This is a genomic window from Bradyrhizobium sp. DOA9 (genome assembly GCF_000617845.2).
GTDB lineage: Bacteria > Pseudomonadota > Alphaproteobacteria > Rhizobiales > Xanthobacteraceae > Bradyrhizobium.
In genome coordinates, this window is sequence record NZ_DF820425.1 from 6,145,239 (window position 1) to 6,159,734 (window position 14,496).

13 protein-coding genes are annotated in these 14,496 nt (G+C 65.3%); 3 read left to right on the forward strand and 10 right to left on the reverse strand.

Annotation, left to right across the window (positions count from 1 at the left end; translation table 11 throughout):
* Positions 1 to 2: 2 nt before the first annotated feature.
* The 3 genes from BDOA9_RS29010 to thiD form a co-directional block, all read right to left on the reverse strand.
* The gene (locus BDOA9_RS29010; protein WP_025037449.1) at positions 3 to 1,046 is read right to left on the reverse strand and encodes a glycosyltransferase family 4 protein; all 1,044 of its coding nucleotides are present in this window, start codon (positions 1,044 to 1,046) and stop codon (positions 3 to 5) included.
* Positions 1,046 to 1,858, reverse strand: a complete 813-nt coding sequence (locus tag BDOA9_RS29015) for a UDP-2,3-diacylglucosamine diphosphatase (protein ID WP_025037450.1) — start codon at positions 1,856 to 1,858, stop codon at positions 1,046 to 1,048. Before BDOA9_RS29015 ends, BDOA9_RS29010 begins: the two co-directional genes overlap by 1 nt.
* A 349-nt stretch (positions 1,859 to 2,207) precedes the next feature.
* Positions 2,208 to 3,008 carry a bifunctional hydroxymethylpyrimidine kinase/phosphomethylpyrimidine kinase gene (thiD, locus tag BDOA9_RS29020; protein WP_025037451.1) on the reverse strand — a complete coding sequence of 267 codons (801 nt, stop codon included), beginning with the start codon at positions 3,006 to 3,008 and terminating at the stop codon, positions 2,208 to 2,210.
* Positions 3,009 to 3,325: 317 nt separating this feature from the next.
* Between thiD and BDOA9_RS29025 the strand changes: the two genes are divergently transcribed.
* The gene (locus BDOA9_RS29025; protein ID WP_025037452.1) at positions 3,326 to 5,302 is read left to right on the forward strand and encodes a PAS domain S-box protein; all 1,977 of its coding nucleotides are present in this window, start codon (positions 3,326 to 3,328) and stop codon (positions 5,300 to 5,302) included.
* 99 nt (positions 5,303 to 5,401) lie between these two features.
* Positions 5,402 to 5,647 (forward strand): Lrp/AsnC ligand binding domain-containing protein, encoded by a 246-nt coding sequence (locus BDOA9_RS29030; RefSeq protein ID WP_018642903.1) that lies wholly within the window; start codon positions 5,402 to 5,404, stop codon positions 5,645 to 5,647.
* Positions 5,648 to 5,757: 110 nt separating this feature from the next.
* Here the strand turns inward: BDOA9_RS29030 and BDOA9_RS29035 are convergent, their stop codons facing one another.
* Positions 5,758 to 6,681: a c-type cytochrome gene (locus BDOA9_RS29035; RefSeq protein WP_025037453.1), complete on the reverse strand. Its 924-nt coding sequence runs from the start codon at positions 6,679 to 6,681 to the stop codon at positions 5,758 to 5,760.
* A 153-nt stretch (positions 6,682 to 6,834) separates the two neighbouring features.
* Between BDOA9_RS29035 and BDOA9_RS29040 the strand changes: the two genes are divergently transcribed.
* The gene (locus BDOA9_RS29040) at positions 6,835 to 7,254 is read left to right on the forward strand and encodes a CHRD domain-containing protein (protein ID WP_025037454.1); all 420 of its coding nucleotides are present in this window, start codon (positions 6,835 to 6,837) and stop codon (positions 7,252 to 7,254) included.
* 63 nt (positions 7,255 to 7,317) lie between these two features.
* On the opposite strand, the gene BDOA9_RS29045 is transcribed toward BDOA9_RS29040, so the two are convergent.
* The 6 genes from BDOA9_RS29045 to murJ form a co-directional block, all read right to left on the reverse strand.
* Entirely contained in the window at positions 7,318 to 8,601 is a 1,284-nt protein-coding gene (locus tag BDOA9_RS29045; RefSeq protein WP_025037455.1) for a cystathionine gamma-synthase family protein, read from the reverse strand.
* 240 nt (positions 8,602 to 8,841) lie between these two features.
* Positions 8,842 to 9,291: a cytochrome c gene (locus BDOA9_RS29050; RefSeq protein ID WP_025037456.1), complete on the reverse strand. Its 450-nt coding sequence runs from the start codon at positions 9,289 to 9,291 to the stop codon at positions 8,842 to 8,844.
* 124 nt (positions 9,292 to 9,415) lie between these two features.
* Entirely contained in the window at positions 9,416 to 11,725 is a 2,310-nt protein-coding gene (locus BDOA9_RS29055; protein WP_025037457.1) for a xanthine dehydrogenase family protein molybdopterin-binding subunit, read from the reverse strand.
* 60 nt (positions 11,726 to 11,785) lie between these two features.
* The gene (locus BDOA9_RS29060; RefSeq protein WP_025037458.1) at positions 11,786 to 12,085 is read right to left on the reverse strand and encodes a putative quinol monooxygenase; all 300 of its coding nucleotides are present in this window, start codon (positions 12,083 to 12,085) and stop codon (positions 11,786 to 11,788) included.
* A 124-nt stretch (positions 12,086 to 12,209) separates the two neighbouring features.
* Positions 12,210 to 12,614 carry a DUF1127 domain-containing protein gene (locus BDOA9_RS29065; protein WP_025037459.1) on the reverse strand — a complete coding sequence of 135 codons (405 nt, stop codon included), beginning with the start codon at positions 12,612 to 12,614 and terminating at the stop codon, positions 12,210 to 12,212.
* A 257-nt stretch (positions 12,615 to 12,871) separates the two neighbouring features.
* Entirely contained in the window at positions 12,872 to 14,398 is a 1,527-nt protein-coding gene (gene murJ, locus BDOA9_RS29070; RefSeq protein WP_025037460.1) for a murein biosynthesis integral membrane protein MurJ, read from the reverse strand.
* Between the last annotated feature and the right edge of the window lie 98 nt (positions 14,399 to 14,496).

The following is a 14,496-nucleotide window of genomic DNA, read 5'->3' on the forward strand; positions in this document are numbered from 1 at the left end:
GCTCAGGCGACCTGGCGCGGCTGTTCCGTGCCGGCCCTTCCGGGCAGCACCGCCCCAACAGCCAAAATGCTGTCGACAAAGACCCGCGCCGAGGCTTCCCAGGTGTAATTGGCGGCAAACGCGACGCAATCCTGCCGGGAAATGTCGAGCGCGGCGAAGCAGGCGCTGCGCAGGTCGTGATCGAGCGCGCCGACCGGCGCATCGCCGATCACGTCGCGCGGCCCCTTCACGGGGAGTGCCGCGACCGGCAGGCCGCTGGCGAGCGCCTCCAGCAGGACCAGGCCGAAAGTGTCGGTCTTGCTCGGGAACACGAACACGTCGGCGGCCGCGTAGATATCCGCCAGTTCCTCGCCGTGCTTCTCGCCGAGGAAGATCGCATCGGGATAGGCCTCTTCCAGCGAGGCGCGCGCCGGCCCGTCGCCGACGACCACCTTGGTGCCGGGCAGGTCGAGGTCCAGGAACGCCTCGAGATTCTTCTCCACCGCCACCCGGCCGACCGACAGGAACACGGGCGCGGGCAGGCAGAGATCGACGACGCGGGGGTGGAACAAATTGGTGTCGACGCCGCGCGGCCACAGCACGACATTGTCGAAACCGCGCTCGGTCAGTTCGCGCGCGAGCGCAGGCGTCGCCGCCATCACGGCGCTGCTGGGCGCATGGAAGCGCCGCAGCGCCCGCCAGATCAGCGAGCCCGGCACCGGCACGCGGGCTCGGACATATTCGGGGAAGCGGGTATGGAAGCTGGTCGTGAACGGCAGCTTGCGCTGGCGGCAATAGCGGCGGACCATCAGGCCGATCGGCCCTTCGGTCGCGATGTGGATGCTGTCCGGGCGCGCCTCCTCGATCAGCTTCGCGATCCGGGCCGGGCGCGGCATGGCGAGACGCACGTCGCGATAGCTCGGCATCGCAAAGGTGCGGAACGATTGCGGCGTCAGGAACGTGAATTCCACGCCGAGCCCCTTGGCGGCATCCGCGAGCTTGGTCAGCGTCCGAACCACACCGTTGACTTGCGGGTGCCAGGCGTCGGTCGCGACCAGGATGCGCATCAGGCCGCCTTTGCCGCGACCTGTGGCACCTGCGCCGGCTTCTGCAACTGATCCGCCCAGGTGATGATCTCGAAATGGCCGTCATCGTGCTCGACGAGAGCCGTGCAGCTCTCCACCCAGTCGCCGCAATTCATGTAGCGGATGCCGGCCTCGTCGCGGATCACGGCGTAATGGATGTGGCCGCAGATCACGCCATCGGCGTCGTGGCGCCGCGCCTCGGCGGCGAGAGCCTGCTCGAACGCGCCGATATAGTTGACGGCGTTCTTGACCTTCTGCTTGGCCCATTGCGACAGCGACCAATATGGCACGCCGAACAGGCGGCGGAAGAAGTTGACCAGGCGATTCATCTGGATCGCGAAGTCGTAGGCCTTGTCGCCGAGATGGGCGAGCCAGCGCGCGTTCTGCACCACGAGATCGAAGATGTCGCCGTGGATGACGAGATAGCGCTTGCCGTCGGCGCCGGTGTGAACGGTGTTCTCGACCACGTCGATGCCGCCGAAATGCGTGCCGTAATAGTTGCGCAGGAACTCGTCGTGATTGCCGGGAATGTAGATGACCTTGGCGCCCTTGCGCGCCTTGCGCAAAAGCTTCTGGACGAGGTCGTTGTGCGACTGCGGCCAGTGCCAGCTCGATTTCAGCGCCCAGCCGTCGACGATGTCGCCGACGAGATAGATCGTGTCGGCATCATGGTAGCGCAGGAAGTCGAGCAGAAGATCGGCTTGTGAACCGCGGGCTCCGAGATGGACGTCGGAGATGAACAACGTGCGAAAGCGCCGCTCCGGGCTCTCGTCACTCACATCGTAACTTCCCATGCGCCAGCCTGTAACAATGTCCCGTGACAGGGGGATGACCGATTGAACCCTCGAGGCACCCAGAAATACGAATCACGCCTTGCCTCGCCCTCCCCGCGAATATCAGTCGCATGCGACAATCAGGCGACATGGCGCCGCAGGGGGCTGCGGAGATCAGATTGCGGCCGGAAGCCACGAGGCAGATGCGCTCCCTCCCCCGCTTGCGGGGGAGGGTTGGGGAGAGGGTGTTTCCGCGGTGGGATTGTCGAGAAATGCGGAGGCTATCCCTGGGTGGCAAAGAGCCCTCACCCGCCGCGCTCTGCGAGCGCGTCGGCGCTCCCGCAAGCGGGCGAGGCGAAGCAAGCCCCTCTCAGTAGAACCGGTGGAAATGATGGATCGGCCCGTGGCCGTGGCCGACGCTGAAGCGGTCGGCGGCGGCGATCGCGGCGCTGATCCAGGCCTTGGCGTTGCGCACGGCAGCCTCGAGATCCTCGCCCCTGGCCAGCCCCGCCGCGATGGCGGAGGACAACGAGCAGCCGGTGCCATGGGTGTTGCGGGTGGCCACGCGCGGGGCGGCGAGCGCGATCGTGGTCTCGGCAGTGACGAGATAATCGATGCTCTCGGCACCCTCCCCGTGCCCGCCCTTGATCAGGACGGCGCGGCAGCCCAGCGCCAGCAGGCGGCGCCCCTGGCTTTCGATCTCGGCCTCGCTCGCGGCCACCGGCGCATCGAGCAGGGCCGCAGCCTCCGGCAGGTTCGGCGTGATCACGGCAGCGAGCCGCATCAATCTGGTGCGCAGGGCATCGACGGCCTCCGTGGCGAGCAGGCGGTCGCCGGACGTCGCCACCATGACGGGGTCGAGCACGACGTGCCGCGGCGCCCAGCGCGACAGCGCGGCCGCGATGGCGTCGATGCTGGCGGCCTGGGCCACCATGCCGATCTTCACCGCACCGATGTCGAGGTCGGAGAACACCGCGTCGATCTGCTCGGTGACGAACCCGGCCGGAACCGCGTGAATGCCGGTCACCCCGCGCGTGTTCTGCGCCGTCAGCGCCGTGATCGCGGAGGCGCCGTAGACGCCGAGCGCGGCAAAGGTCTTCAGGTCGGCCTGGATGCCGGCGCCGCCGCTCGAATCGGAACCGGCGATGGTGAGCGCGACCGGGGTCGTCATCGCGGGATACACGTGCTCGAGGAGGCCGCCATGGCCTGTCCTAGCGCGACCGTGGAACGCCGGCAAGCGCGCCGGGACGCCGTCAAGCGTGATTCGGAAATCGATTGCACCTCGCGAATCAGTCCGACACAGCGCGGCCAAGGGCCCCGCAATGATGCGGGCTTGAAAATGCAGCGGCGCCGGACCCTTGCTATAGTCGCGTACCTTAGCGTGCTTCGCCGGCTACGCGAGACGTCAGGTGGTGGAACCGTCCGGTGACCCGATGTTGCGGGCCGATCCGGTCCGCAAGCCATCTGAAAGACTCCTGGGGTGGAACGATGTGGGCCTTCTTCGAACGTCTCCTCGACTCGTCCATGCTCTCGCCGCACGGCATCTGCCTGTTGTGGGAGCCTCAGCTGATCTGGCTTCACGTCGTTTCCGACGCCTGCATCGCCGCCGCCTATTTCTCGATCCCGTTCGTCCTCGCCATCCTCGTCACCAAGCGGCGCGACCTCAAGTTCGGCTGGGTCTACTGGGCATTCGCGATCTTCATCATGGCCTGCGGCCTGACCCACGTGCTGTCGATCTACACGCTCTGGGTTCCGATCTATGGCATCGAGGGCATGGTCAAGGCCGCGACCGCGGTGGCATCGGTGTTCACGGCAGGCGCGCTCTGGCCGCTGCTGCCGAAGATCCTGACGATCCCCTCGCCGTTCGAGCTGCGACAGGTCCAGGCCGCGCTCGAGGAGGAGGAAATCAAGAGCCGCGACGCAGCGCTGCTGCTGCAGCAGGTCCGCGACGCCCAACGCGCGATGCGCGAAAGCGTGGCGCGCCTCACCGCGATCGTCGAGACCGCGGTCGACGGCGTCATCCTGTTCGACGCGCAGGACCGCATCCTGCTGTTCAATCCGGCCTGCGAGCGCCTGTTCGGCTATCAGGCCGATGAGGTCATGGGCTGGGACGTCAGCATGCTGATGCCGGAGGCTGACGCTTCGTCCGACAGCGCCACGCGGCATTTCGCGACCGGCGGCGAATCCGTCGGCCTGCGCAAGGACGGCACGACGTTCGCGATGGACCTGTCGGTCGGCCAGGCCCGGCAGGACGGCGAATTGATCTTCGTCGGCATCGTCCACGACCTCACCGCGCGCAAGCTGACCGAGCAGCAGCTCCAGCAGGCGCAGAAGATGGAGACGGTCGGCCAGCTCTCCGGCGGCATCGCGCACGATTTCAACAATCTGCTGACCGTCATCATCGGCAATGCCGAGCACCTCAGCGAGCAGCTCAAGGCGAGGCCGGACCTCAGGCGCTTTGCCGAGGACATCTGCCAATCGGGCGAACGGGGCGCCGAGCTGACGCAGCGCCTGCTCGCCTTCAGCCGCCGCCAATTGCTGCAGCCTCGGACGATCGATTGCCGGAGCCTGCTCGATTCCATGTTCAAGCTGCTCAAGCGCACCTTGCGCGAAGACATCGAGATCAGGACGACCTCGGGGCCCGGCACGATCCTGGCGTTTGCCGACCGCGCCCAGCTCGAATCCGCGGTGCTGAACCTCGCGCTCAACGCGCAGGATGCCATGCCGTCGGGAGGCCACCTCACCCTGGCCACGGAGCTGGTCACGATCGACGATGATCGCGCCTTTCACCCGGAAGTCGCACCCGGCAGCTACGTCTTGATCGCGGTCACCGATGACGGCGAAGGCATGACGCCCGAGATCACCGCACGCGCGTTCGAGCCGTTCTTCACCACCAAGGAGGTCGGCAAGGGTTCGGGCCTCGGCCTCAGCATGGTCTATGGCTTTGCCAAGCAATCAGGCGGCCACGTCTCGATCTACAGCGAGGCCGGCCTTGGGACCACGGTCAGGATCTACCTGCCGCGCGCGAACACCGGCCGGTCGCAGGCCGATCCTTCCGACGGCGAGGACAGCGCGCCGCGTGGCTACGAGACGATCCTGATCGTCGAGGACGATCCGTTCGTCCGCTCCTCCGTCATTCGCAGGGTGGAAGCGCTCGGATATCGCGTCGTCGCCGCGGTCAACGGCAAGGATGCCCTGCAGCAACTGCAGGGCGATCCCGGCATCAACTTGCTGTTCACCGATATCGTGATGCCGGGCGGCTTGAGCGGCTGGGAGCTCGCCGATCAGGCGCGGCGGCTGCGTCCCGGCCTGCCGGTTCTGTTCACCTCGGGCTACGCGCTGGAGACCCTGGTCGAGCAGGGACGCGCGCAGGCGGAAGCGTTCGTGCTGACCAAGCCCTATCGCAAGATCGAGCTCGCCCAACGGCTCAGGGATGCTCTGGCCGCGGCGGCCGTCTCATCCTGACACTTGCGAATGCGCCTCGGACGATCCAGCAAGTTCGCTTGCTAAATCCGGCCGGTTTTGGCCTATTAGCCGGAAGAATCCGCTTTCGGAGTGCCCGCGATGGTTCCTTTCTTCGTCCAGATCAAATGCAAGCTCGGCCAGTCCTACACGGTGGCCAATGCGCTTGCCGAAGCCGAGATCGCCTCCGAGATCTATTCCACGGCCGGCCAATACGACCTCCTGGTGAAGTTCTACGTCGACAAGGACACCGACATCGGCCACTTCGTGAACGAGAAGGTGCAGGTGCTGCCGGGCATCCAGGACACCCTCACCATCATCACCTTCAAGGCGTTCGGTACGGGCTAAAGCGCGATGCGATCAGGATGAAGCGTCCTCGCGCTTTGGGTTATTGTTCGAGCATGATCTTTTCGGAAAACCGCTACGCACTTTTCCGGATCATGCTCTAGCGTTGCGGCTCAGCCGCCCTGCTTGCGCTGGGGCGGTGTCGGTCCCTGCACCGGCGGCAGCGACTTCAGATAGATGGCCATCGCAGCGCGGTCTTCCGCCGTCAGTTGCGCCAGGTTCTTGATCACCGGCCGCATCGCGCCCGAAGCGCTGTCGCCCTCGGGCATGTCGCCGGTCTCGAGAAAATCCGCGATATCCTTCTCGCTCCAGCTGCCGATGCCCTGCTGCGTGATGTTCGGCACCCAGCCCTCGCCGTCCGGATTGGGCCCGCCGGCAAAGCGCTGGCCGGCGATGATGCCGCCGAGCGCATTGCGCGGGCTGTGGCATTCGGCGCAATGGCCGAAACCGTTGACGAGATAGGCCCCGCGATTCCATTGCGGCGAGCGCCCGGCGTCCGTGACGAACGGCGCGGTGTCCATGAACAGCAATTTCCAGATGCCGAGATTGCGGCGGATGTTGAACGGAAACGGCAGCGCGTGGTCGCCCACTCTGCCTGATACCGGCGGCAGCGTCTTCAGATAGGCAAAGAGATCGCGGACGTCGTCGATGCTGGCCAGATGATAGGACGTGTAGGGGAACGAGGGGAAATAGTGCGTGCCCGCGGGCGAGATGCCGCGCAGCACGGCATTGACGAAATCGGCCTCGCTCCAGCGGCCGATCCCGTCGGCCGGATCGGGGGAAATATTGGGAACGTAGAACGTGCCGAACGGCGAGCCCAGTGCCAGGCCGCCGCCGAGCCGCAGGCGATCGGGTTGGTTCGGCACCGCATGACATGACGAGCAGCCGCCGGCATTGAACAGCTCCTGCCCGTTGGCGAGATCGGGGCTGCGTGTCGCAGCCGGCAGGGCCAGCGCCGCCGGGGCGGTCAACCACCAATAGAGGCCGAACGCCGCAACGGCGGCGATCAGGGCGGCTAGAAGCGTTGGTCGCAGCATTCGATCATTCCATCGTGAGCGCGCGAACTTAAGGGTCATGCCTTGCCCGATCCAACCACGAATATTTTAGATGGGTCGGCTGTAATGCGGGAATAAACCGCATGACCTACTGTTTGAAGGTTGCCAGCAATCAGGCGTCAACAGGAGAGACCCATGACCAAAGCCGTTCTTGCCACACTGGTACTCGGAGCTGCCGTTGCATTCGCCGCCCCGGCCGGCGCGGAGAAGCTGAAGGCGATCCTGGACGGCAAATCCGAAGTTCCTCCCAGCACCAGCAGCGCCACCGGCACGGCCGATCTGGACTACGACGCTGCCAGCAAGAAGCTGTCCTGGACCGTCACCTATTCCGGCCTCTCGGGCCCCGCCACCGCCGCGCATTTCCATGGTCCTGCCGAAGCCGGCAAGAACGCCGGCGTCGCGGTCCCGATCCCGAATGCCGCCTCGAGCCCCGTCAAGGGCGAAGCCACCCTCACGGACGCTCAGGCCACCGATCTGCTCGGCGGCAAGTACTACATCAACATCCACACCGCGGCGAACCCGGGCGGCGAGATCCGTGGTCAGGTGACGAAGTAACTTTTGTGCTGCACAGGAAGGGCGGTTGCTTCGCAATCGCCCTTTTCGATTCCGGTAGTCCGCTCACGCCGCGTTCAGCGCCTGCGCGAGGTCGGCGATCAGGTCCGACGGGTTCTCGATGCCGATCGACAGCCGGATCGTGGAATCGAGCACCCCGATTTTCTGGCGGATGTCGGCGGGTACGCCGGAATGGGTCATCGTCGCCGGCAGGCTTGCGAGCGATTCCGTGCCGCCAAGGCTCACCGCCAGCTTGAGAATCTGCAGCGAATTGAGGAATTTCACCGCCGCCTCCTTGCCGCCGGCGATGTCGAACGAGAAGGTCGACCCCGCACCCAGGCATTGCCGCGCGAACACGCGGCCCGAGGGCGAGCCCGGCTCGTGGTGACCGAGGTAATGCACCTTGGCGACCTTCGGATGGTCGCGCAGGAAGTCCGCCACGAGCCGCGCATTCGCATCGGCCTTCTCCATCCGCAGGCTGAGCGTCTCGAGCGAGCGGTTGATCATCCAGCAGGAATGCGGATCGAGCTGGGTGCCGATGGCGCCGCGCAGCGCCTTGATGCCTTTCATGATCGCTTTCGAGCCGAGTGCGGCACCCGCGATCAGGTCGGAATGGCCGCCGACATATTTCGTCAGCGAATACAGCGAAACATCCGCGCCATGCTCGATCGGTCGCTGAAACACCGGCCCGAGCAGCGTGTTGTCGCAGGCGATGACCGGCGTGTGTCCCTGGGCCTTGCCGATGGTCTCGGCGATGCGGCGGATCATTGCGATGTCGACGAGGCCGTTGGTCGGATTGGCGGGCGTCTCGATCAGGATCATCGAAACCCGCCCCTTGCCCATGGCCTCCTCCGAAGCCTGCTTGACCGCCGTCTCGTCGATGCCGTCGGCAAAGCCGACGGCGCCGATCGACAGGCGCGCGAGCGTATTCGTCAGCAGCGTTTCCGTCCCGCCATAGAGCGGCTGCGAGTGCAGGATGACATCGCCGGGGCGAACGAAGGCCAGGATTGTGGTTGCGATGGCCGCCATGCCGGAGGAGAACAGCGCGCAACTCTCCGTGCGCTCGTAGATCGCGAGCCTGTCCTCGACGATCTCGCTGTTGGGATGATTGAAGCGCGAATAGACCAGACCCGCGCCCATGCCTTCCGGCGGCTCGCGCCGGCCGGCGACATAGTCGAAGAAGTCCTGCCCGTCCTCGGCGGTCTTGAACACGAAGGTGGAGGTCAGGAATACCGGCGGCTTGATGGCGCCTTCCGACAATTGCGGATCATAGCCATAGGTCAGCATCAAGGTTTCCGGATGCAGCATATGATTGCCGATATGGGTCTTCGACGGGAACGGTTTTGCCATGGCCTGTCTCGCTGTTGATTGAGCTGCTCGCCGCGCGGTGGAACTCCCGACGTCCTGACGTGTCGGCCGGAGGATGCGTCGACTCGGGTGAGCGCACGGCCATTGCCATGAAGATAGCTGCTCTCGGAGCGATCCGTCAGACCTAGCGGACAGAATTACTGGCTCGCTGCGGCGCGCGGCCACGCAAAAGGGGCGGCTGCCGTGGCAACCGCCCCCTTCACTGATTCCTCGCCGGTCCTGCTATTTCAACTTCACGCGATAGGTGTCGTGACAATCATTGCAGCGATCGTTGATCGCGGTGTAGGCCGCCTTCAGGCTCGCGACATTGGTGATCTTGCCTTTGATGTCGGCGATCGCCTTCTGCACCGGCGGGATCTTGGAATCGAAATCGGCCTTGTTCTGCCAGACCTTCGGCGAGGAGCCGTAGGTCGCGTTAACGACATCCTGCTTGGGATTGATCTCGAAGGTTTTGGCGATCTTGGCGACGTCGGCCTCGATGCTGGCGATGGCCTCATCGGCAGCCTTCCTGTCGAAGGGAATATCGCCCTTGCTCATCTTCTGAAGGACACCGTACTGGTTCTTGGCGATCGCGCGCATCAGATTGTCCTGCTGGACGGCAATCTCCTGTTGCGCCATGACGGCGCCCGCGCCCAGCACGAGGGCGCCCGCGACAATCATCGTCCGTTTCATTGGCTCGTTTCTCCGGCTCGATACGTTCAGGGAATGAGACGTCGCCGGCCTCTCGTGAAGCCGGGACCCATCATGGGTAGAACCCCGCGCGGCGGATTTATTCCCGTGCGCGCGGAGAGCGGCTTCACAGGCTGTGGCGCCGGTGGTGCTCGTTGATCGCGATCCACACCCGCTCGGGCGTTGCCGGCATGTCGATGTGGTCGATCTTGTATTCGCGCCAGAGCGCATCGACGATGGCGTTGACGACGGCCGGGCAGGAGCCGATCGCGCCGGCCTCGCCGGCCCCCTTCACGCCCATCGGATTGGTCTTGCAGGGGACATTGTGGGTCTCGAACACGAAGGCCGGACCATCAGCCGCGCGCGGCAGCGCATAATCCATGAAGGTCGCGGTGATGAGCTGGCCGTCGGTCGGTCCATACACCACCTGCTCCATCAGGGCCTGGCCGATGCCCTGCATGGCGCCGCCATGCACCTGGCCGGCCAGGAGCAGCGGATTGAGCGTCTTGCCGAAATCGTCGACGATCACGTAATTGACGATTCTGATGATGCCGGTCGCCGGATCGATCTCGACCTCCGCCACATGGGTACCGTTGGGATAGGTGCCGTCCGCGCTGGAAAAAGTCGCGCTGCCGTTCAGCTTCGACGGATCGACCCCGGGCCGCTTGGCGAGATCGGCAAAGGAGATCGAGCGGTCGGTGCCGGCGATGCGTATAACACCTTCGGAGATTTCGAGATCGCCGGCGCTGGCTTCCAGCGCCTGCGCCGCGATTTCCTTCAGCTTCTGCCCGAGCTCGCGCGTCGCACGCTCGACACTGACGCCACCGGAGGGGATCGAGGCCGAACCGCCGGTGCCGAGACCAGTCTTGATCTCGTCGGTATCGCCCTGACGGACGTGGACGCGCTCCGGGGCAACGCCGAACTGCTCGGCGACGATCTGCGCATAGGCGGTCTGGTGGCCCTGTCCGCTCGACTGCGTCCCGATCAGCACGGTGATATCGCCGTTGGGGTCCATCCGCACATTGGCGGTCTCCTCGCCCATGGTGCCGCAGACCTCGACATAGCTCGCAAGCCCGATGCCGCGGATCAGGCCGCCCTTCTTGGCGAGCTTGGCGCGCTTGGGAAATTCCTTCCATTCCGCGATCTCCATCGCGCGCTTCAGATGCGCGGCGAAGTCGCCGGAATCGTAGACCTTGCCGGTCGCGGTCTTGTAGGGCAGCGCCTTCGGCGGGATGAAATTCTTGCGGCGGACGGCATCCGGCGTCATGTCGAGCTTTCGCGCGCAGGCATCGACCAGGCGCTCGACGACATAGGCGGCCTCGGGCCGGCCCGCGCCGCGATAGGCATCGACGGGCACGCTGTGGGTGAAGATGGTGCGCACCCGGCAATGGAAGGCCTGGATGTCGTAGAGGCCCGGCAGCATGCCGGCGCCGCCATGCGGGATGTAGGGCCCGAAGGTCGACAGATACGCGCCCATGTCGCCCATGAGGTCGCAGTCCATCGCGAGGAACTTGCCGTCTTGAGTCAACGCCATCTTGGCGGTGGTGACGTTGTCGCGGCCCTGGGCATCACCCAGGAAATGCTCGGAGCGGTCGGCCGCCCACTTCACCGCCTTCTTCAGTTTTCGCGCGGCAACCGCCATCAGGGCATATTCCCGATAGGGAAACAGCTTCGTGCCGAACCCGCCGCCGACATCGGGGCAGATCACCCGCATCTTGTCGGTGGGGATGTTGAGCACGTTCTGGCACAGGATGTCGCGCAGGCGGTGGCTGCCCTGGCTGCCGACCGTCAGCGTCAGATGGTCACGCTTGGCATCGTATTCGCACACCGCCGCCCGCGTCTCCAAGAAGCTTGCGACCACGCGCGGGTTGACGATGGAGATTTCGGCCACCGCGTGCGCCTTGGCAAACGCTGCTTCGGTTGCGGCCTTGTCGCCGATCGAGACGTCGAACAGCACGTTGCCGGGCTTGTCCGACCAGACCTGCGGCGCGCCCTTCTTCACGGCGTTGACGACGCCGGTCACGGCAGGCAGCGGCGACCATTTGACCTCGATCGCCTCGATGGCGTCGCGGGCCTGGTCGATGGTCTCGGCGACCACGAAGGCGACGGCGTCGCCGACATGGCGCACCTCGTCCTTGGCGAGGATCGGATAAGGCGGGGCAGTGAACGGATCGGTCTCGAGGTTGAACAGGCAGGGCAGATTGCCGAGATCCCCAACGTCGTCCGCGGTCAGGATCAGCGCAACGCCCGGCAGGCCGCGGGCGCGGCTCGTATCGATGCTGTATTTGGCATGCGCATGCGGCGAGCGCAGCACCATGCAGCGCAGCGCGGCCTGCGGCGCATAATCGTCGGTATAGCGGCCCTTGCCGCGGATGAGCGCGTCATCCTCCTTGCGCAGCACGCTTTGGCCAACGCCGAACTTGATGGGAGCCGCCATTTTGTTTTCCCGTTCTCAATGGTTGTTTTGTGGGCATATTGCCGTGGAAAAACTGGCGCGTCAAAGCCCGGTCATCCTGGCGGCGTCGTAGACCTCGAGGGTCGTCGGCTCCGAGACGAGCGCTTGCAGCGCACGGGCAAAGCCGCGCGAGGCCGGAACCGCAAAGTGCGCAAGCAGCGCAGCACGATCGGCCCACTGCTCGATGAATACGAACTTGAGGGGGTTCTCACAATCGACATGCACCGCATGCGAGATGCAGCCGGGCTCGGCGCGCGATCGTTGCACGTGCTCCAGGCTCAATCTGCGGACCTCATCGATCGAGTCCTGCCTCGCGATGGCGCTGCCGGTCACCAGGATCATGTCACCTTCCCCCTCCGCTCAGCGGAGTGTCCCATGGACCCGGTCGGGGAGTCCAGCCGAGCGACGGGGATCGCGGCAGACGCTTTCAAAGCGTGGCGCCTCGACGCCAGGGATTGTCGATCACTCACATCCCGCCGCGGCTCAACAGATAGCTCGTCCTGTCTCTGAGCGTATCGATCGCCCGCCCAGGTGCGAGATAGTTGATTTCGGCGCGCGTCAGGCCGATGTCCATCAGCTCCCTGTCACTCAGATCCAGCAAACTGACCCGCCGGTGCACGCGCCACTTCCCAAGGGCAGACCAATATCGCCTGAGCAGGCCCAGGAGGCTTTGCGCCGGCTCGGCTGCAGCTCCGGCAGCTCCCCTCACCGACAAAGCGTGGCCCGGGGTTGCAACGGACACATTGAGGCGAGCCGCTGCCGCCAGGACCTCGTCCATGGCGTCCTTCGCCAGCGCAATGGATCGGTCGAGGCGAAGCACCGCGGCATCATGCTCGGCCTCGGATGAGATCTTCGTCAATTGTGGTGGCATCGGACGCTCCTGCTGTTGTGCCGGCAGGGCGCGTGGCCAAAGAAAAGGCCCCGTCCGAATGCCGGCGGGGCCTGGTGGAAAAGATGTCGTCGAAATCCTAGCGCACGACTCCTCCCACCGCCCAGCCGAAGCGGGTGATGTGGTTGCGGGAGACTTTGCGCGAGCACTTGATCATGAGCGACTCCTATCACCGCAATCGCGCAAAATCAAGAGATGCGCCGATATTGGCTACAGCCTGGAGGCGAACGCCGTGCTCGCTAGCCGCGCACCAGCGAGACCAGCCACTTGCGTCCGAACAACAGGAGGATCGCAAGCGCGTAGACGATCGTGCCGCCGACGGCGAGCAGGACCAGCATCAACTCGTCCCGGAAGTGCATCGCGCCCAGCCAAGGGCCGCTGAAGCCAGCGATCAGCCAGAACGCGGCGGCGAGGATGAGGCCGCTCAGCAAGAACTTGGCGAGCGACAGCAGCCAGGCGCGGTCCAGCACGAGAAAGCCGCGCCGCACGGCGAAAAACAGCACCAGCACGAGATTGGTCCAGACGCCGACGGCGGTGGCCAGCGCGAGACCGATCTGGGCGAGCGATCCCATCAGGGCGACCTTGAGCGCGACGTTGACGGCGATGCCCGTGAGCGATGCCCGCACCGGCGTTGCGGTGTCCTTGCGCGCGTAGAAGGCCGCGACCGCGCTGCGGATCAGCACGAACGGGATCAGGCCGATGGCGTAGGCCGCAAGCGTCGCACCGGCGGCGGCTGCATCCGCCTTGGAGAACGCACCGCGCGCGAACAGCGCGCGCATGATCGCGTCGGGCACGGTGAGGAAGGCCGCGACGAACGGGATCGAGAACAGCAGCGTGAAATCGAAGGCGCGGCGCTGCGCCTGCATGGCGCCGTCGTGGTCGTTCGCCGTGATGCGCCGCGACATCTCCGGCAGCAGCACCGTGCCGATGGCGATGCCGATGACGCCGATCGGCAGCTGGTTGAGCCGGTCGGCATAATAGAGCGCCGACAGCGCACCGGCCGGCAGGAAGGTCGCGATGATGGTATCGGCGAACAGCGCGACCTGCGTGCCCATCGAGCCCAGCGTCGCCGGTCCCAGCGCCTTGAAAAAGCCGCGCACGTCTTCGTCGAGCTTGAGCGGCGCAAAGCGCGGCAGGCCGCCATGACGGGCGAGATCGCCTGCCAGCAGGAAATATTGCAGGAAGCCGGAGATCAGCACGCCCCAGGCCGCAGCGTGACCGGCGGTCGGAAACCAGGCGGCGAGCGCCAGCGTCATCATCATGGCGACGTTGAGGAAGATCGAGGCGGCGGCGGCGCTGGCAAAGCGCTGCATCACGTTGAGCATGCCGCCATAGAGCGTCACCAGCGTGATCAGAAGCAGATAGGGAAAGGTGATCCGGGTCAGCTCGACCGCGAGCTTGCGCTGCTCGGCATCCTCTGAAAAGCCCGGCGCCAAGATGCTCATGGCCTGCGGCATGAACAGCCAGGCGACGACCAGCAGCACCACCTGCGAGGCCAGCAGCAGCGTGAAGATGCGGTCGGCGAACAGGCCGGCTGCGCCTGCGCCCTTCTCGCCATGGACATGGGCATAGGCCGGCACCCAGGCCGCGTTGAACGCCCCCTCCGCGAAGATCGCACGGAAATGATTGGGCAGCCGCAGCGCCACGAAGAACGCGTCGGCCACCGGGCCGGCACCGAGGATCGCCGCGAGCATGATGTCGCGGGCGAACCCCGTCAGCCGCGACAGCAGCGTGTAACCACCAACCGTGAAGATGCGTCCGAGCATGCGGACTCTTCTAGAGGCTTATCGGGCAGCCGATAAGGCTTTGAAGTCTGATGTGATCAAAAAAGACGGTTGCTCGGCTCTTCACCTCTCCCGAAGGG